Annotated in this window: 17 protein-coding genes; 11 read left to right on the top strand and 6 right to left on the bottom strand. The window is 36.8% G+C overall.

The window, feature by feature from the left end; all coding sequences use genetic code 11:
• Positions 1-222: 222 nt before the first annotated feature.
• Positions 223-1,317, top strand: a complete 1,095-nt coding sequence (hppD, locus tag FCS21_RS13730; RefSeq protein WP_138624118.1) for a 4-hydroxyphenylpyruvate dioxygenase — start codon at positions 223-225, stop codon at positions 1,315-1,317.
• Positions 1,318-1,494: 177 nt separating this feature from the next.
• Here hppD and can read toward each other — a convergent pair whose 3' ends face one another.
• Positions 1,495-2,094, bottom strand: a complete 600-nt coding sequence (gene can / locus FCS21_RS13725; RefSeq protein ID WP_138624117.1) for a carbonate dehydratase — start codon at positions 2,092-2,094, stop codon at positions 1,495-1,497.
• A 234-nt stretch (positions 2,095-2,328) separates the two neighbouring features.
• Entirely contained in the window at positions 2,329-2,949 is a 621-nt protein-coding gene (locus FCS21_RS13720; RefSeq protein ID WP_138624116.1) for a PilZ domain-containing protein, read from the bottom strand.
• Between the two features lie 228 nt (positions 2,950-3,177).
• On the opposite strand from FCS21_RS13720, the gene FCS21_RS13715 reads away from it, so the two are divergent.
• From FCS21_RS13715 to lolE, 3 genes are read left to right on the top strand one after another with little or no spacing between them, the layout of a single operon-like run.
• Entirely contained in the window at positions 3,178-4,491 is a 1,314-nt protein-coding gene (locus FCS21_RS13715) for an ABC transporter permease (protein ID WP_138624115.1), read from the top strand.
• Positions 4,492-4,503: 12 nt separating this feature from the next.
• Positions 4,504-5,280, top strand: coding sequence for a lipoprotein-releasing ABC transporter ATP-binding protein LolD (lolD, locus tag FCS21_RS13710; RefSeq protein ID WP_138624114.1), 777 nt, complete (start codon positions 4,504-4,506; stop codon positions 5,278-5,280).
• Positions 5,273-6,541: a lipoprotein-releasing ABC transporter permease subunit LolE gene (gene lolE, locus FCS21_RS13705; protein ID WP_138624113.1), complete on the top strand. Its 1,269-nt coding sequence runs from the start codon at positions 5,273-5,275 to the stop codon at positions 6,539-6,541. The genes lolD and lolE overlap by 8 nt, the downstream gene beginning before the upstream one ends.
• A 516-nt stretch (positions 6,542-7,057) precedes the next feature.
• Here the strand turns inward: lolE and sodB are convergent.
• Positions 7,058-7,639, bottom strand: coding sequence for a superoxide dismutase [Fe] (gene sodB, locus FCS21_RS13700; protein WP_138624112.1), 582 nt, complete (start codon positions 7,637-7,639; stop codon positions 7,058-7,060).
• A gap of 325 nt (positions 7,640-7,964) precedes the next feature.
• Between sodB and FCS21_RS13695 the strand changes: the two genes are divergently transcribed.
• Together FCS21_RS13695 and FCS21_RS13690 are read left to right on the top strand one after the other, a co-directional pair.
• On the top strand, positions 7,965-8,315 hold the full coding sequence (locus FCS21_RS13695) for a Grx4 family monothiol glutaredoxin (RefSeq protein WP_138624111.1): 351 nt from the start codon (positions 7,965-7,967) through the stop codon (positions 8,313-8,315).
• A 119-nt stretch (positions 8,316-8,434) separates the two neighbouring features.
• Positions 8,435-9,040: a peroxiredoxin gene (locus tag FCS21_RS13690; RefSeq protein ID WP_138624110.1), complete on the top strand. Its 606-nt coding sequence runs from the start codon at positions 8,435-8,437 to the stop codon at positions 9,038-9,040.
• A 112-nt stretch (positions 9,041-9,152) separates the two neighbouring features.
• Here FCS21_RS13690 and rnt read toward each other — a convergent pair whose 3' ends face one another.
• A complete protein-coding gene (rnt, locus tag FCS21_RS13685) occupies positions 9,153-9,869 on the bottom strand; it encodes a ribonuclease T (protein ID WP_138624109.1) in 717 nt (238 codons plus the stop codon).
• 399 nt (positions 9,870-10,268) lie between these two features.
• Between rnt and FCS21_RS13680 the strand changes: the two genes are divergently transcribed.
• Positions 10,269-11,165, top strand: coding sequence for a flagellar protein MotY (locus FCS21_RS13680; RefSeq protein WP_138624108.1), 897 nt, complete (start codon positions 10,269-10,271; stop codon positions 11,163-11,165).
• A gap of 245 nt (positions 11,166-11,410) precedes the next feature.
• Positions 11,411-13,306, top strand: coding sequence for a M1 family metallopeptidase (locus tag FCS21_RS13675; protein ID WP_138624107.1), 1,896 nt, complete (start codon positions 11,411-11,413; stop codon positions 13,304-13,306).
• Between the two features lie 99 nt (positions 13,307-13,405).
• Here FCS21_RS13675 and FCS21_RS13670 read toward each other — a convergent pair whose 3' ends face one another.
• Positions 13,406-13,858: a hypothetical protein gene (locus FCS21_RS13670; RefSeq protein WP_246047258.1), complete on the bottom strand. Its 453-nt coding sequence runs from the start codon at positions 13,856-13,858 to the stop codon at positions 13,406-13,408.
• A 77-nt stretch (positions 13,859-13,935) separates the two neighbouring features.
• Positions 13,936-14,697, bottom strand: a complete 762-nt coding sequence (gene cysZ / locus FCS21_RS13665) for a sulfate transporter CysZ (RefSeq protein WP_138624106.1) — start codon at positions 14,695-14,697, stop codon at positions 13,936-13,938.
• Between the two features lie 234 nt (positions 14,698-14,931).
• Between cysZ and zipA the strand changes: the two genes are divergently transcribed.
• From zipA to FCS21_RS13650, 3 genes are all read left to right on the top strand, one after another.
• Complete coding sequence (gene zipA / locus FCS21_RS13660; RefSeq protein ID WP_138624105.1) at positions 14,932-16,047, top strand: cell division protein ZipA; 1,116 nt, start codon at positions 14,932-14,934, stop codon at positions 16,045-16,047.
• 307 nt (positions 16,048-16,354) lie between these two features.
• Positions 16,355-16,459, top strand: a complete 105-nt coding sequence (locus tag FCS21_RS17590; protein ID WP_138624104.1) for a hypothetical protein — start codon at positions 16,355-16,357, stop codon at positions 16,457-16,459.
• Positions 16,460-16,730: 271 nt separating this feature from the next.
• Positions 16,731-18,668 (top strand): BRCT domain-containing protein, encoded by a 1,938-nt coding sequence (locus tag FCS21_RS13650; RefSeq protein ID WP_138624103.1) that lies wholly within the window; start codon positions 16,731-16,733, stop codon positions 18,666-18,668.
• Positions 18,669-19,617 lie beyond the last annotated feature (949 nt).

Below are 19,617 nucleotides of genomic sequence, written 5' to 3'. Positions count from 1 at the left end.
AGCGTGAATATAAAGAGACTAATGATCAGATGTTTACATTTGTGTACACCTAACAATCAGCCATAGCGTCGCTTTTGTTAATGGCCAATTACTTTTGACGCGGGATAATTGTACAACTTATGTTACAACCTTTTTTAAGCGCTCGTCATCGACACTCTTTCGCTTCGTTGATTTGCCATTGATAATAGTTATCAGATAAATCTTGAATGAAGAGAGATTACCATGAGCGCTGAACCTGATAATAAAAAGTCTGATAATAAAAAGTCTGATAATAAAAACCCGTTAAAATTATGTGGGATAGAGTTTATCGAATACGCTACGCCAGATTCAGATTTTATGGAAAAAATTTTCTATGGCTTTGGCTTTTCAAAAACTAAGAAAATGAAAGGGCGTGATATAACATACTTTAATCAAAATGATATTCATTTCTTAGTAAATAACGAGAAGTCAGGCTTTTCTAAAGCGTTTGCTAAACGTCATGGACCTGCCATTTGCTCTATGGGCTGGCGCTTTGAGAATGCTGACTTTGCCTTTAATGAAGCGATCAAGCGTGGGGCAAGATCTGCTGAGCACGAAAATAATAAACTTCCTTACCCGGCTATTTTTGGGATTGGTGATAGCTTGATTTATTTTATTGAAGACTTTTCAAAAACGGGTATTAATAAAGGTTTAATTTATGAGATTGATTTTGAAGATATTGTTGATCCTGTTTTAACAGAAGAGAAAGGCTTTTTAGCTGTAGACCATTTAACGAATAATGTTTATCAAGGGACTATGGATAAGTGGGCTAACTTTTATAAAACAATATTTGGTTTCACTGAAGTGAGATACTTTGATATTAAAGGTGTTAAAACAGCATTAATTTCTTACGCATTACAATCACCTTGTGGCACATTTTGTATTCCAATTAATGAGGGGAAGGGCAGCACTAATAATCAAATTGATGAATACCTTGGTGAATATAATGGCCCAGGGGTGCAGCATTTAGCATTTATAACTGATGATTTAGTTGCTTCACTTGATAAACTAGACCGCTCTATTGTGGATACCCTTAATATAGTACCAGAGTATTATGATGATATTTTTGATCGCGTACCTTGGGTAAAAGAAGATAAAGAGCGTATTAAAGCACATCAAATATTAGTGGATAGCCAAGGTGAAAATTCATATTTATTACAAATATTTACTAAGAATTTGTTTGGACCTATTTTCATTGAAATGATCCAGCGCGTTGATGATAAAGGTTTTGGTGAAGGCAACTTTTCCACTTTATTTAAATCGATTGAGCTCAATCAAATGGAACGTGGTGTTTTGTAAAAGTGTCACTACAGATTTAAAGTTAAGTCGATGTTGATGATAAGCAATGCTAGCTAAAGCCAATAAACTTATTTAGTTTGTTGGCTTTTTAATCATGTCGATTAGCTTAGCAAAGTCAAGCTATTTGTTCTATACACATTAATAGTGTTAAGTTAACCGTGTTAAGAAAGCACGTTATTATTGACGATTAGTCGATACATTTAAATCTTTTAAAATACCGTCATGCACATTATAAACTACGCCGTGTACAGTAGTATTTTGCTTGTTTTTCCAAGCGTTAACCAATGTTGTGGTGTTACATATATTGGCTACTTGCTCTATAACATTAAGCTCACATAGTAAATTAATACGTTCTTTCTCATCAGTAAGCACATCCATTTCTTCTTTATGAAAACGGTAAACATCTTCAATATGTCGTAACCAGTTATCTATTAAACCATGACTTTTATTATCAAGCGCTGCGCCAATACCACCACAGCCATAATGACCACAAACAATAATGTCCTGTACTTTAAGGACATCAACAGCATATTGAATAACCGATAAGCAATTAAGATCGGTATGAATCACTTGATTAGCAATATTACGGTGTACAAAAACCTCGCCTGGTTGCATGCCTAATAATTCATTTGCAGGTACACGCGAATCTGAACAACCGATCCATAAATACTTGGGAGATTGTTGCTCTGATAAGTTTTTAAAGAAATTTGGATCTTCTTTGGTGGTTTGTTCTGCCCATTGTTTATTATTATCAAACAAGTGTTGAATAGTTGTCATAGCTTTAAGTCATATTGGTCGTTAAATGCTGGACACTTTATGTCATGGAAAAGTTAAGTAAAAGAAAAATTTTAAATTTTTATGTTATTTACTGTATTGAGGTAATCATTGCTTATAAAAGTAGTCTAGCTGATAGCCTAAGCGTAGCTACTATGTACAGTATATACGCTAGTAAAAATGATTAGCGACGTTAAGCCTTACAAGAGATGGAGGAGGTTATTTTTGTACTTTATCTTACTTATCTAACGCGGCATTACTTTTACTCTCTTGATCGCGTTGTTTAGCGAGTTTTTGTAGTTGCTTAGCTTGCTGGTGTAAGCTAGTACGTACTAACACCTCCCTGTCTTCTTCTCTAATGAAGTGAAAAATAACCTTATGAACAAACTGTTCATTAGTTAATATTACGTCTACCACCTCGCCATAGCAATACATAGCACAATGACTATCCAGTAAAAATATTTTAACTTCAAGTAACTGACCAACTTTAAAGGCTTGTTCGGTAATGAATTTAATACCACCACCACCAAACTCTAACCCTTTATATCTATGTTGTACTTCGTCTTGTTGACTAAGAATATAGCCAATAAGTAAATCAATTTTTTGTGATTGCTGATTTAAAAAATTAACTAATTGAGTCGCGCTGCTACCTAAGTTTTGCAAGGAGCGCAATGCTGATTGATCAATCGCGCTCATATCCGTCGCTAGTTTAAAGGGCATGGGTATACTAGCGATAAACTGATCAAAGCTGTGCGCTTCATTGTTATCAATAGGCATGATATTTACTGAGAATTGATGTTCAATAGCAAAAAAATCATGGTATTGAGCTAGCTTTTGTTCAAGAGAAAGAGAACTCATGAGTGTTATTCCAGATAGAAACTTTTTAAGTGATGCATTTTACGTATGCAATAGTTACGATGTTGTCATTGTAGCGATAAAAAAACGGGTCATCATAGTGATCACTAAAATAACCGTAACTAAAATTATAGTCGAGACTATTTACCTGAGATTACCACAGACAATTATAGTGACTGTGTTATGCTACCGAATATTCTAAATTAGTACCAGACAAAATAATAATACCTAATGTTTCAACCTATTAGTATCTTCATCGGGCTGCGCTATAGTCGCAGTAAAAGCCATAGCGGTTTTATTTCATTTATTACCTTTTTCTCCACCGTAGGTATTTTACTCGGCGTGGCATCACTTATTACCGTTGTGTCGGTGATGAATGGTTTTGAAGGTGAATTAAAAAAACGTATTTTAGGTATTGTTCCTCACGTTATTGTCAGTGATTTTATCGATAAAGACGTTACCACATTACCCAGTCAGCGCTGGCTAGCGTTGCGAGACGAATTACTAAACCATCCTCACGTACAACAAGTCACTCCTTTCCTTGAAAGTGAAGCGTTGATCCAGTCAACTTCAGGGCTTCAAGGTGTCTTAGTTCAAGGCATAATGCCAAAATATGAACAAAGTAATATCATCAATACCCATATGGTTTCTGGCAATATTGACATGCTTTCAACGCAGCGTTATGGCATTATTTTAGGCCAGTCCTTAGCGAATAGTTTACAGGTTATTCAAGGAGATGAAGTACGATTAGTTTTACCTAATAAAAGTGTTTTTACGCCAATGGGCCGTATTCCAGTACAACGCGTTTTTACTATTGTGGGTATTTTTAATATAGGCTCTCAGGTTGATGATGCCATGGTTTATGTTGATAGCCATTATGGCGCTAAATTATTGAGGCGAACAGGGGATGGTATTGATAAATTACGCCTTTATTTAGACGATGCCTTTAACGCTAAATACGTGGTGCAAGCGCTTGAGCAAAGGCAACAAGAGCGATTACAAAATACGAGCGTAAGCTCTACCACACAAAGTGATATTGCGACGAGCAATACGGCTACACACTCTGCACAATTTAGTACGTGGGATCAAAGCCAAGGCGCGTTATTTTCTGCGGTGAAAATGGAAAAAAATATGATGTGGCTAATGCTAAGTTTAATTGTTGCCGTTGCTGCTTTTAATATTGTTTCTGCTTTGGTAATGGTTGTGGTTGAAAAGCAGGCAGAAATTGGCATATTGCAAACATTAGGTTTAGCACGCACCGAGGTCATTAAAATATTTATTACCCAAGGTATGGTTAATGGCTTATGGGGTGTTAGTTTAGGTGGACTCATTGGTGTGGTATTAGCACTTAATTTGAACGATATAATGTCGGTAATAGGGGTTCATTTATTTGGTTTTGGTATGCAAAAATTACCGGTAAAGCTTGAGCTACTCGATGTGTTTACAATTATATGCTCAGCATTGGTCATGTGCTTTTTAGCGACACTTTACCCAGCATACCAAGCTTCTACTACTCAGCCAGCACAGGTATTACGAAATGAATAAGGCGATAAGTTAATGAGTAAAGTATTGCAATGTATTGAACTGTCAAAATCTTACCAACAAGGTAATCTTGAAACTCAAGTATTAAATGGCTTAGAGCTCAGTGTTGATAAAGGTGAGCTACTCGCTGTTGTGGGTAGCTCAGGCTGTGGGAAAAGCACTTTTTTACATCTTGCCGGTGCGTTAGATTCACCTACGGCTGGGCAAGTACTTATTAATGGTGTCGATATTCATCTATTATCAGATAAAGAAAGAGCGAAATTTAGAAACCAACACCTTGGTTTTATTTATCAATTTCATCATTTAATGATGGAGTTTAGTGCACAAGAAAACGTAGCTATGCCATTAATGATCCAAGGAGAAAAACCTAAAAAAGCTTTATTAGCGGCAAAAGAAATGCTCGCGCAAGTGGGTCTATCGCATCGAATTGATTACCGGCCTTCACAATTGTCAGGGGGCGAGCGCCAACGTGTAGCTATTGCCCGTGCTTTAGTGACTAAACCCTCATTGGTTTTAGCTGATGAGCCAACCGGTAATTTAGATAGTGATACTGCAGAGCAAATTTATCAATTGATCCGTAGCTTAAATAAAAGCGCGAATACGAGTTTTGTTATTGTTACCCACGATTTAGTTTTAGCTAACCGTATGGACAGACAGGTTAAATTGGTACAAGGAAAGTTGTTACCTTTGGCAGATAAGAGTGGCGAAGGTGATAAAAGAGAGGCGACTCAGCACTTTACAGCAACTTATGGTGATGACTCTTCGGTACTAGGTAGTAAGCTAGATGTTTAAACCATTAAGTGTTTTTTTAGGCTGGCGCTATGTGCGTAGTCGACATGGTAATGGTTTCTCCGCGTTTATTTCCGCTTCATCTACTATTGGTATTGGCTTAGGAGTAACGGTGCTTATTGTCGTGCTGAGCGCGATGAACGGCTTTGAGCGAGAGTTATCTCAAAAATTGCTCTCTATTGTGCCCCATGTTGAGCTAATTAGTGTTAATGAGCCGATAAAAAATTGGCAACAAAGTATTCAAAAGTTAAAAGCAGAGCCAAACGTTATTAGCGCAGCACCAGTGATTAAATTAACCGGTATGCTACAACAAGGTTTAAAACTAAAAGCTGTAGAGGTGCGTGGCGTAGATGCCCAGCTTGAACAGCAAGTCTCCAGTATTAGTGATTATATTATTGCGGGCAAGTGGCAGGGATTAGCTAGTCAAAAGTTAAGTAAACCTACCATTGTTATTGGCAGTGGTGTAGCTAAAAAACTCTCGGTAAAGCTTGGTGATAAAATACAGCTATTATTACCGCCGCCACAACAAAGCCATGATGTAAAAAAACTATTTTCAGCGCCTATCACGCAGCAAGTTGAAGTGGTTGGAATTTTTAAGTTTGGAGGCACTATTGATGAGACATTAGCGTATATTCCTTTATCGCTAGCTAGTGATGTTATGGGTTATCAAACCAACGAAACACAAAGCATTCGGCTCAGTGTTAATGATGTTTTTTCAGCCGCTAAAATTGCTCGGCAAGTCGCCTATAGTTTTGATCACTACGTTTATATTAATAACTGGACTCGCACCCAAGGACATTTATTTAATGATATTCAATTAGTACGTATGGTGATGTTTATTGTTTTAGTGTTAGTGATAGCGGTGGCTAGTTTTAATATTGTTTCAACATTAATTATGGCGGTTAATGAAAAGCAAGGCGACATTGCTATTTTAAAAACCATGGGCGCAAGCTCAACAACTATAATGTTAGCTTTTATTGTGCAGGGCTTGGTTAATGGTATTGTTGGCAGTTTGTTGGGGGCTTTGTGCGGCGTTTATTTAGCGCTAAACCTTACCGCTATTATCAGTTGGGTAGAGCAATTAATGGGTATTACCTTTTTATCTGGTGATGTGTATTTTATAGATTACTTACCTAGTGTACTGCAGGTAAGCGATGTTTATGCCACGGTTATTACCGCATTAATAATGAGTCTGCTAGCGACTTTATATCCTGCATGGCGAGCCACTAAAATAGAACCTGCGAAAGTGCTAGGTCAGTTATAGCCCTAACTCCTTGGTTGAGACTATAGCCGACACTAAATTTTGTCGATTAATTAATGAAAGTAAAAGCAAAAAAAAGCCCGCAGACTGAGTGCGGGCCAACTTTAATAATAAGTTGAAGTAAGGAAGATAAATTCCCAAAACATGCCAGAGAGAAAAGATAACATTCTATCATTTCAGCGTAGTCTAGTTAATGATAGCGCTTCTGGAGAAAGAGCAAAATCATCGGGTTAATTCAGAGTACCTCGTTATAATAAGGTGATTTTATTAGCTCGACAAGCTAGAAAAAGTATAGCTTTCGCATTAGAAAAACTTATCCGAATTAGCGTGTTATTAACAATTACCTTTCGCCTCCTAAAAATCTTATATTCTATCTTGTATCCTCGACACAAAGGCTTTATGGCTAATGCGTTACGCTTTTCCTAAAAAGTAGTCATAAAAAAACCTAACAAAGAATACTATCCTTTGTTAGGTTTATAGGTAACTTACTCGGTTTAATATTATACCGAGTGGGTTTTATTAGCTAAAGTTTGCTTGTGCAAAATCCCAGTTAGCTAATTCCCAAAAACCGTTAAGGTAATCAGGTCTTACGTTGCGGTAATCAATGTAGTAAGCATGTTCCCATAAATCTACAGTAATTAGTGGTGTAACACCTTCGTCAGTTAATGGTGTTGCTGCATTTGAAGTATTTACAATTGCTAAGCTACCGTCAGCATTTTTTACTAACCAAGTCCAGCTAGAGCCAAAGTTATTGATAGCGCTATCTGTAAATTTAGCTTTAAACTCAGCAAAAGAACCAAAGCTGCTATTAATAGCGGCTAGTAAATCACCCGTTGGCTCACCGCCACCGTTTGGACTAAGGCTGTTCCAGTAAAAAGTATGGTTCCAGATTTGTGCAGCATTGTTGAAAATACCAGCAGAAGACGTTTTAACAATCTCTTCTAGGCTTTTATTTTCAAATTCTGTACCGCCAATCAAACCATTCAGTTTTACCACGTAAGTGTTGTGGTGCTTGCCGTAATGAAATGATAATGTTTCAGCTGAAATATGTGGTTCTAATGCATTTTGCTCGTAAGGTAATGCAGGTAATTCGATTGACATTATGCTCTCCTAGTTGTAATTGTAAATTTTCACCAAAAATGGGTGTTTTTTCATATAAACTTGAGTAAAATACTCAAGTATTATTTGTATATTGGTATTGAGTAGCTGATTATCAAGGCTATACATTTTAAAATCAATAGTTAAGCTGTTTTAGATAATAGTACTTATTCCATTATGTTGTATTAAAAAGAGTTGATAATTTATTTTTTATCTCCATATGTAACAGTTAAGAAGATGAAATAGCTAACGGATAGCCCAAGGCGCTAGCGTACTTCGCTTAAGTAGAACAACACAATAGAATAAGCATTAATTAATAGAGGGTACTATGGATACAATTGAACGCATTAAAGAACAAATTAGCGAAAATACAATCTTGCTATATATGAAAGGGTCTCCTAAATTACCTAGTTGTGGTTTTTCATCACAAGCATCACAAGCATTAATTTCTTGTGAAGAAAAATTTGCTTATGTTGATATTTTACAAAACCCTGATATTCGTGCCGAATTACCTAAGTACGCTGATTGGCCGACTTTCCCACAACTTTGGGTTGAAGGCGAGTTAGTTGGTGGCTGTGATATTATTATGGAAATGTTTCAACAAGGTGAGTTACAAACCTTGGTTAAAGCAGCAGCGGCAAAAAATGCCTCAGCACAAGACAGTTCAGCACAAGCATAGTAAATTAGCTAAAGTATAATAAATATCACTTAACTGATTGATATTTTAATATCTGTCACCATTGATGTAGATAGGTAAATAAATTTTTTAATATATTAATATAGATAACGGAGCATAAAATGAGCGTATTAGTTGGTCGTCAAGCACCAGATTTCACAGCAGCAGCAGTGTTAGGTAACGGTGAGATTGTAGATAGCTTTACATTAAGCCAAGCAATTAAAGGTAAAAAAGCTGTAGTATTTTTCTACCCATTAGATTTTACTTTTGTTTGTCCATCTGAGCTTTTAGCTTTTGATCACCGTATGGAAGAATTTAAAAACCGTGGCGTTGAAGTTATTGGTGTTTCTATCGATTCACAATTTTCACATAACGCATGGCGTAACACCCCAGTAAATCAAGGTGGTATTGGTCCAGTACAATACACTTTAGTTGCTGACACTAAACATGAAATTTGTAAAGCATACGATGTTGAGCATCCAGAAGCGGGCGTTGCATTTCGTGGTTCATTCTTGATCGACGAAGAAGGCAATGTACGTCATCAAGTAATCAACGACTTACCACTAGGTCGTGATGTAGATGAAATGTTACGTATGGTTGACGCACTACAATTCCACCAAGACCACGGCGAAGTTTGTCCAGCGGGTTGGAATAAAGGCGATAAAGGCATGACTGCATCACCAGAAGGTGTTGCTTCTTACCTTAGTGACAACGCAGACAAGTTATAATTGTCGCTATTAATCTAAGTTAGCTGTTTAACTTAGAAGATAAAAAAAAACCGCTATTTAGCGGTTTTTTTATCTTTAAAATATAGCGAGAAATTCGATTGTTTTGCTACATCTACTTTTCATTACTTTCTATTATTTCTTCTGTTTCAGTATTAGCTAGCGGCCAACCACCCAAAGAGCGCCATTGATTAACGATGTAACAAAATAGCTCAGCTGTTTTCTCAGTATCATACAAGGCACTATGAGCCTCGCTATTATTAAAGTCTATGTTAGCGGCAACACATGCTTTAGCTAACACCGTTTGCCCTAAAGCAAGACCAGCAAGCGTGGTAGTATCGAAACTAACAAAACTATGAAACGGACTGCGTTTTATATTACAGCGCTCAGTAGCCGCATTTAAAAAGCCTAAATCAAAAGAGGCATTATGAGCAACAATAATTGCGCGTTGACAACCCGCTGCTTTCATTTTCTTTCGAACCAGTTTAAAAAGCTTCTTTAAAGCTTCACTTTCATCTACCGCGCCACGTAATGGGTTGGTTGGGTCTATACCGGTAAACTCTAGCGCTTTAGGTTCAAGGTTAGCACCTTCAAACGGCTCAATATTAAATTGTATTGTTTCATCAATAGAGAAATCACCCGTGTCTTCATTTAAATGCAGTACCGATGCGGCAAGCTCAAGTAACGCGTCCGTTTGAGCATTAAAACCACCTGTTTCTACATCTATAACAACGGGGAAATATCCGCGAAATCGTTGAGAAAAATCATGGTTAATTTTTTCAGCAGTAAGCGGGGGATTTTTCTGGGTATCTATAGCACTGGAGTCAGACATTGGTCACTAAGTAATAAAGGGATGAGTAATAGCGGTGATTATCGCAGAAAGTCTATTTAAAAACGATAGTGAAAGTTACTTATACGTTAATAATAGCAAGTCGATTAAATTCTTTCCTACTGAGCTAACCCCGTGTAGTGGCCTTGTTAAAATAAATAACGCCGCATGTAAGCCTTTACCTTGTTATTAAGCGGAGATCGGAGCGTATAAGAAATTTAATCAAATAGGTATAAGCCTATAATCAAGATGAAAATCGATATTTCATCGATAAAATGCTAAAGTTATTTTAATTTAGGGCGATACTATAAATATCCTATACAGGCAAACGTTAACATAAGCGTCATATATAAGCGCGATTAGTCCTGTTACTGCTATCAATCAATATTGTGCAATAATATTATGAAAAAAATAGTCTTATCAGTGAGTACTTATTTTATTGTCATAGCTGGCTTAATGACTAGTTTGTCTGTCAGTGATGTTCAAGCGGGAATTCGTCAATATAGCGCAGATATTCATACCTCAAACTGGCAACTTTCTAATGCTTCACGCCTACAGTGTACCTTGTCACACCAAATCCCTCGTTATGGCGAAGCGCGTTTTTCAGCAAAAGCTAATCGCAAGTTAAATATGGAATTTGAGTTAGATATGATGTTATTGCCTGATAATTATTCATTAGCTGAAGTACGCAGCGTTGCACCTAATTGGCAACCCGGTAGTGGTTCACGTACCTTAGCAAATATGAAATTACATAAGCAGTTTAATCCTAGCTTACCTAAGAAAGTCGCTTGGACTATGTTAAATGAATTAGAGCAGGGTATGAGCCCAACCTTTTATTATAATGACTGGTATAGCGAACAAGATAAAATATCGGTTGGGCTATCTACTGCCCGTTTTAAAAAGGCCTATCGAGACTTTGTTGGTTGTGTGGGTAATTTATTAAATTACAGCTTTGAGGATATTTCCTATACCGTGCTTAATTATCAATCAAGCAGTGATAAGTTTACTAAAGCATCGCAAAGGCGTATTGAAATGATCCGCGAATATTTAAGCTTAGATCCCGATTTAGAACTAGTCTTGGTTGATGCTTATTCAGATAGTTACGGTGGCCGTTGGTCTAACTTAAAACTATCTGAGCGACGTGCAGAAAAAATAAGAGATTATTTTGTACAAAATGGTATTGATGTAAGTCGAATTGAAGCAAAAGGTTATGGTGAAAAACGTCATATTGCCTCTAATGACACAACCCTTGGTAGAGGGAAAAACCGACGAGTGGTTATTCAAATGCAAAAGCAATAGCCTATTTATAAATACAGCACTTAAAAGACTTAATTAAAGTGCTGTAAATAATAGTTGCTATTAATGCTATAACAAATTAAATAAATATTAGTTAACCTATTGAACAGGCCTGTTGATTCACAGTAATCTACAGGTCTTTTTATTTGTGCTCAACTTACCACAATCAGTAGAACTAACCCGTAGAAATAATCAGTAATGAGTAATCATCATAAGTACGACTATTTAATTTTAAGGTATAAAATCGAATGAGAAACATTTCAACACTTTGTCTACTGCTCAGCGCTTTTGCTGTATCGGTAGCGCCTGTTACTTGGGCACATAACACTGGACACCAGTTAACTGCTCAGCACAAAACAGCTAAGTTAACCGATGAGACAACGTATGCTAATTATGACCAAGTAAAAGCGACTCATCTCTATCTTGATTTAAAGGTTGATTTTGATAAAAAATCATTAACTGGTTTTGCTGAGTTATCACTTAACTGGTTAACTCATCACAAAGCGCCCTTAATTCTTGATACGCGTGACCTTGTTATTCACAGCATTATGGCGAAAAACAAACAAGGACAGTGGATAAAAGTAAGTTATGATTTAGCTAAGCGTGATGATGTTTTAGGTAGTAAATTAACTATCAACACCCCCTTTAATGCTGAAAAAGTACGAGTTTATTATCATTCAACCGAACAAGCTTCAGGCTTGCAGTGGTTATCTGCCGAGCAAACTGCTGGTAAAGAGAAACCTTTCTTATTCAGTCAAAACCAAGCTATTCATGCGCGTTCTTGGATCCCGATTCAAGATACACCAAGCGTGCGAGTCACTTACACTGCGCGCATAACAACCGATAAAGACTTATTAGCGGTAATGAGTGCCAATAATGAACCAGGTACTGCTCGTGATGGCGATTACTTCTTTTCAATGCCGCAAGCTATCCCCCCTTATTTAATTGCTATCGGTGTTGGCGATTTGCAGTTTAAAGCCATGAGTCACCAAACTGGCATTTATGCTGAATCTTACATTTTAGATGCCGCCGTTGCTGAATTTGATGATACGCAAGCGATGATTGATAAAGCGGAAGAAATGTATGGAAAATATCGCTGGGGTCGTTATGACTTACTCATGTTGCCACCGAGCTTTCCTTTTGGTGGCATGGAAAATCCACGTCTTTCATTTATCACGCCAACCGTTGTTGCCGGTGATAAAAGCTTAGTTAACTTAATTGCCCATGAGCTTGCTCATTCCTGGTCAGGTAATTTAGTTACCAATGAAAGCTGGCGTGATTTATGGTTAAACGAAGGTTTTACCAGTTATGTTGAAAACCGTATTATGGAAGCTGTTTTTGGTCGAGACCGAGCAGTAATGGAACAAGCATTAGGCGCACAAGATCTTAATGCTGAAATGCGTGAACTTGATGCAGGTGATACTCAGCTTTACATTGATCTAAAAGGTCGAGATCCTGATGATGCGTTCTCTGGAGTCCCTTATGTTAAAGGGCAGTTATTTTTACTTTATCTAGAAGAAAAATTTGGTCGTGAACGTTTTGATGCGTTTGTTTTAGCCTATTTTGACAGCCATGCATTTCAAAGCTTAGGTACTGATAACTTTATTAGCTACTTAAAAGCTAATCTAATCGATAAGTACCCAAATATTGTTAGTGATAGTGAAATAAATGAATGGATCTTTAATCCAGGTTTGCCAAGTTATGCGCCGCAACCTACCTCTAATGCTTTTACTGTGATTGATAAGCAAATAAAGCAACTTATTGCTAACGAATTAACGCTAGCGCAATTACCTACAACGAAATGGACATTGCACGAATGGTTGCATTTCATTAATAACTTACCGCTAGATACCACTTATCAACGTATGGTCAATTTAGATAAAGCGTTTAACTTAACAAATAGCCATAATGCTGAAATTGCTCATGCTTGGTACTTATTGTCGGTACGTGTAGGTTACAAAGACGTTTACCCTGCAATGGCTCAATATTTAACTAATATTGGCCGTCGTAAACTCATTGTGCCTTTATATAAAGAGCTTGCTCAAAACGAAGACAGTAAAGCTTGGGCTATTAAGGTATATCAACAAGCACGACCTGGTTATCATGGTTTAGCACAAGGTACTATTGATAGTATTTTGAAATAAAACTGCGATGTGTTTGGTCATGAAATAGTCAATTAAAAGGGCGTAATGTTTTTAACATTACGCCCTTTTTTGTCTGTTATCACTTTTGAATGTTTTACACTAAGGTAATAAAGTATTGCTTTCAATCATCACATCTACTTGACGCTTTCTATTTTGTGGTGAAATTACCACGCGTATTTTTTCATCATTCTTTTGGTATTTTAACGTTAATCTATCGCGTTTGCGCTCTTGGGAATAAGCAGAGCCAAACTCTTGTTGATAAAAGTCTATGATCTCAGCTTCAGTTAATCGAGTAAAATAATTTACTATAGCGGGTAATGCATCACTAAACTCTGCAAATATTTGCGCATCGTCTACTACGGGGAGATGAATCAGCCCATTATTTATTGGGGGACTAACACTTTCTTGTTCTTGTTCTGGCTCTACAATTATCGGTGGGTCGACTAATACTAAGGGCGTTTGCTCTTCAGCCTTTTGTGTCGAAGAGCAGGCACTAACACCGATAGTTACCATACTAAATAATAAATATTGAATCGTTTGTCTTAGTTTCATTTTAGTCACTTCCGTTTACGATTACTTTCGCTATGTAGTATGTTATAGCAGGTGTTATCGCTACAATAACTAATAGACTATACATCTACTTTATCTTGATAATAGTCAACCCATAGCGCAGTAGCGCCACAAATAGCAACTGGCATAACCACCAAGTTAACAATAGGGATCATTGAAAATAGTGCTACTGTGATACCAAAGCTATAACTAACACTTTGATTTTGTTTTAGTATAGCTTTCATCTGGGCAAAAGGAATTTTATGATTATCAAAAGGAAAATCTTTGTATTGTATTGCCATCATCCAGGCAACAAAAAGAAACCAAATGACTTGACCAATAACAGGTAAAATCCATAAGAGAATAAAAAAGCCTATTGCACGTGGCAGGTAATAACTTAGCTTTTGCCACTCTCTACTAAGCGTTCTAGGAATATCTTTAATAATATCTAGCATATCACCTGATGGCGCTTTTTGACCGGATAAAATAGCCTCCATTTTTTCAGATAACAATCCATTAAAGGGCGCCGCTAGCCAATTCGCTACAGTACTGAACAGAAAAGAGAAAATAACTAAAATAGTTAATACTGCTAAAGGCCATAACACTACATTTAACCAATCAAGCCAACTTGGTAGCCATGACATAATGCTTGTCATGTAATTAGATAATTCTAAATAGATATAATAAAAAGCAAAACTAAACAATAAAACATTGATTGTTAAAGGTATAAAAACAAAACGACGTATACCTTTACGCCTTATCAGGCTAAAGCCTTTCATAAAGTAGCTAGCACCACTGTGATTAATAGCACTATAGTTAACTTGTTTAGCGGGTTTTTCCATGGCGATAAAGTATTCCTAAGTAACTGATATTATTCGTGAGAGTATAAAAGTTTTTTTCGTGCTTTTAAACATTAACTTGTTACAAATCTTGCTCATTTCTGGTAGTCTTTCCTGTTAATATATCGCGATGATAGTCGCATGAAAACAGAGACTGTTGGTTTTTAGCAGACCACTTTACCACAAAAACACCAGTCCCTTGCACCCTTGCAATCAGTAAAGTAAATAGGCTAGAAAATGGAAGAAAACTTTAGAAACGTCTTAATTATACTTAGTGCCATTGTCATTACTGCAATATTCATTCATGGTTTATGGATAATTAGAAAACAAAAAAATCCTTATAAGTTAAAAACATCAAAGGATAAATCGGATCCCATTACTAGAGATTTTGATGGCAATGGCTTTGATCAAGACGGCGTAGGTCAAGTAAAGGTGAAACCAAGTAGTCAAGAGTCGCAATCGAGTCTTGACGATGCGGCTGTTGCCGAACATATTTTACGTACCGGTATTGAATTACCCGATGATCTCTCTAAAAGCCAAATACTCATCAAAAATGATGTATTAAGTGATATCACTAAGCACAGGGCAAAACTCGATATTGAACAACATGATAACAGTGCAGAGCCAGTGTTAGATAGTACTCTTGAAACAAACTGGTTTAACGACAAGCACAGCTCCCAAGGTGCTTTAGGTGATGAGTTAACAGCAACGGCTAAAAAACGCGCTTACATAGAACCTTTATACGAACAACCTGTTACCCAACATAAGCCGGCACAAACGCCAAGTAGCAAAGTAAGCAGCGTACCAGAAAAAGCGGTAGCTAATAGCACCTCGGTAACATCTGAACCAACAGGCACTGATTTCGATAAATCTAATAGCACACAGGTTGTAGCTGCAGAAAAAAACACCAGTAAACCAGAGCCCGATGTGGTCGCTTTATCTGTTGTGATGCCTGCTAATCAACAAATGCTTGGCGCAGCATTATTACCTAGTTTATTAACCCTAGGCTTAAAATATGGGGATATGAATATTTTCCATCGCCATGAAGATAGTGCTGGCAACGGCAAAGTCACTTTTAGTTTGGCAAATATAATGAATCCAGGCTCATTTGATTTAGATACTATGGAGACGTTTGCTACTCGTGGTGTTACTTTATTTATGACCTTGCCCAATGAAGGAGAGCCTTTAGTTGTTTTTGACAACATGCTTAATGCGGCGAAGCAATTAGCACAAGAGTTTAATGCTCAAATTCTCGATGATAAACGTAATATTATGACTAAACAAACCGAGCAACACTACTTAAGTAAAATACGAGAATTTGATCGAAAAAGTCGCATTGCGTTAGCCAACTAATTAACGCTAATAACGCCTGTAATCACCACAGTTAATGTTAATATGTCGCCTCCACTTTATATTTTGACTTTATAGAAACTACTTTATAATTGTTATCTTATATATTAAACGGGCTATTGCCCGTTTCTATTTCCAGCTTTTTATATGTCACCTATTAATAGCTTGTCTATTATTAACGCTTAGTGAATTATTTTATGTCTACCGCCAAAGAAAAAATTACCCAAATAGAACAGTTATTTAATCAGTATAATTATGAATATTACGTACTAGATCTGCCAGTATTCCTAATGTGTAATATGATCGAGTAATGAACGCACTAATCGAGTTAGAAACAGCCAATCCGGCACTTAAAACGCTTGGGTCTCCCAGTCAAAAGGTCGGAAGAGAAGCGTTAAAATCGTTACTTAAGTGACGCATCAACAACCCGTGCGCTCATTGGGTAATGTCTTTTTATTTAGCGGTGAGTTGACGATAGGAGCAAGCTACTTTAGTACAAGCGGCTACACGTGGCGATGGTAAAATTTTTCCCTGAATCATACGAAACTCTGTTTATCTTGTCAGTGAGCATACAAAGAACTTACAAATAAAACTACTCTAAATTAAGCGTTACTTTAAAGTACGAAATAAATTAATACCAATGAGGAGTAAAAGTCGTTTACTTAACCTCATATAGGAACCGTCAAATGTTAACAGTCAATTTAAATAATGAGCAATTAGAAGTCCTCATTAAGTTCGATAAAGAAATTAACCCAAACGAGTTAATGAGTCTTTTTAATCAACCCAAGTTAGATTCAGAAAAATTAGTTCAACTTTTAAAAGCATCAAATGCTCTTTATCGAGCAGGTGTTCAAGTCATAACCGATGAACAATATGATTTATATATTTCTATGTTAAGAGATATAAATCATCTTCATCCATACCTTAATCAAGTTGAACCTGAAGTGCTGGCAGAAGCCAAAACGGTAGAGCTACCACAAAGAATGCTTTCAACAGAGAAGGCTTATTCAAAAGAAGATATCGAAAAGTGGTTAAAAAGGATATTGAAGGCGGCGCAAGAGATTAACATTCCAGAAGAGGAAATAGAGTTAAGAGTAACTCCTAAACTTGATGGCTATGCGGCATTTGATGATGGAACAACTTTGTATACCAGAGGAGATGGCTACAGGGGGCAGGATATTACAAGAGCCTTTGATAGAGGATTAAAAGTTGCTGACAATGGTGAACGAGGCTTAGGGCCCGGTGAAATCGTCATTAAGAAAAGTTACTTCGATACAGTGCTGAGTGATATTTTTGAAAATTCACGAAACATTCAAGCAGCAATCATCGCAGAAAAAAAAGTAGATAAAAATGTACAGAAGGCTATAGACGATGGGGCATGTGTTTTTTATCCTTTTGCATTAATAAAAAATAAGACGGCACACTTTTCTGAAATCATTTCAAACTTTGAGACAATCGTAGAAGAAATGTGGAGCGCTGTAGATTTTGATATTGATGGCGTTATTCTTGAAGCAACTCATACAACTCTAAAAGAGCATATGGGCGCTACAAGAAAAAATCACAGATGGCAGATCGCTTTTAAAGTAAATGAAGACTCAGCTGAAGTTGAAGTGTTAAATATTATTCCTCAAACGTCCAGAACAGGGCGTATCTCTCCTGTTGCTGAATTGGTTCCTACTAAACTAAGTGGCGCCACTATAAGCCGAGTAACAGTACATCATTATAATATGGTTAAAACAAACGGAGTCGGTCCTGGAGCTGTTGTACAGCTTGTTAGAAGTGGCTTAGTTATTCCAAAGATTGAGAAAGTGATTAAGAAGGTTGAGCCTCAACTACCAGATTCATGTCCAAGTTGTCATTCTCACTTGTTATGGGAATCAGATCACCTCATTTGCCCGAATAAAAGTGACTGTCCTGCTCAAACAGAGAATACTTTAATCCACTTTTTCAAAACATTAGGTAACAATGATGGTTTTGGGCCTAAGGTTATTGAAAAGTTAAGTAACTTTGGTATTAAACATATTCATCAAATCTACTCTATAAAAGTACATCAATTTGCAGGTTATGGATTTGGAGATAAAACATCTCAAAACTTATTTGACCAACTCAAAGCGAGTCGAGAAATTGAAATAGAAGATTGGCGTTTCTTATCTGCTTTTGGTGTTAGTAGGTTAGGTGGTGGTAATTGTGAAAAGCTTCTTCAACACCATTCAATCACTCAGTTATTTGAGCTGACCGCAGAAGAGATGGTTAAAATAGATGGATTTGCTCAGCTAAGTGCCGAAGCTATTGTCGAGGGCCTAGTAAATATTAAAGAAGAGTTCTTTAAAGTTTATGAACTTGGTTTTAATTTAGCAGAGACCCCTAAGGGATCAGAGAAAGATAATTCATCTTCTGCAATGACAGGTTCAGTTGTTGTATTTACAGGTTCGATGCAACAAGGCTCTAGAGGAGATATGGAAAAATATGCTAAATCCCTAGGAGCTAAAGTTGCCAAATCGGTAACGGGTAAAACTACCTACTTAGTTACAGGTGAAAAAGTTGGAGAGACAAAAATTAACGCAGCTAAAGATAAAGGTGTGAAAGTTCTCACAGAGCAAGAGTACCTAAATTTGATAGGGTGAATTAACTTTCGCTCTAATGTGTCGTAGCTCATATCTGCTGTTAATAGCTTGAGGTTTAATCTGATAGATGGATATGAGCAAATTGCAAACATTTGTCACACAAGATAAATTGGTTATTTTACCTAAGCAGAGACTAAAATCTGTGCTGCTGACATAGACTTCAAAAATATGATTAGGGTGAGTATACCTAATAGGTGGCAATTCACTGTATACAATATTAAGGACAGCGTTGCATCCACTAATTGAACTCACAGGGAATTGCAGACATTCGATATTCGCTTTAATAAATGCATGAGCGGCTCAAACGCGGTGCTCATTCTAATCAATTGAAGTGATGTTACTTACATCATTAAAAGCAAACTCCCATAACATAAACAACAAAAACTCTGACGTAATGAGAAATAGCGTCTCAGTCAAACGTTCGATTATAAAACCCAATCTGCATGTTGTATAAATACCAAAATATTAGCTCACAAAATATATACATCATACACAAGGTGTTAAATTATCTGATAAAAATAAACAAGCTTTATCCGTTGCCGTTTATGAGGCAAAAAATAGGCAGTATAGGTTTTTATAGCGAGTTTAATGCTTGGAGTTTTATACAGCAGTCTAACTTGTTACCGCTCTCTCAATAGAGGAGCCTAGGCTTAATCGAGCTACTGTATAAAAGGCTTTGGCTGCAGCCAAAGCTTGGTCTCACATTACCCGAACTCGGTTAAAGTTATACTTAATTTATAGGGCTATTATCCATAAAAGTGCCCAAATAAGGGGAAGGAAAATGCTTGCCTTTAGCTTCCCACTGCTTGTTTTAGCCAGCTCACTATTTAGATATCATACCTCAGCATTGTATCAGACGTCAACTAACTTGTCCGGTCAGCGTCAATTAACTTGGCCGGTATTTGAATTTAGTTTCATTGCTTGTTTTTTACGGTAGCTTTCACCTTCG

Source organism: Colwellia ponticola (assembly GCF_005885605.1).
In the GTDB taxonomy this organism is placed as follows: domain Bacteria; phylum Pseudomonadota; class Gammaproteobacteria; order Enterobacterales; family Alteromonadaceae; genus Colwellia; species Colwellia ponticola.
The sequence above is the reverse complement of the archived record's forward strand: the minus strand, read 5'-3'. Positions and strand labels throughout refer to the sequence as shown.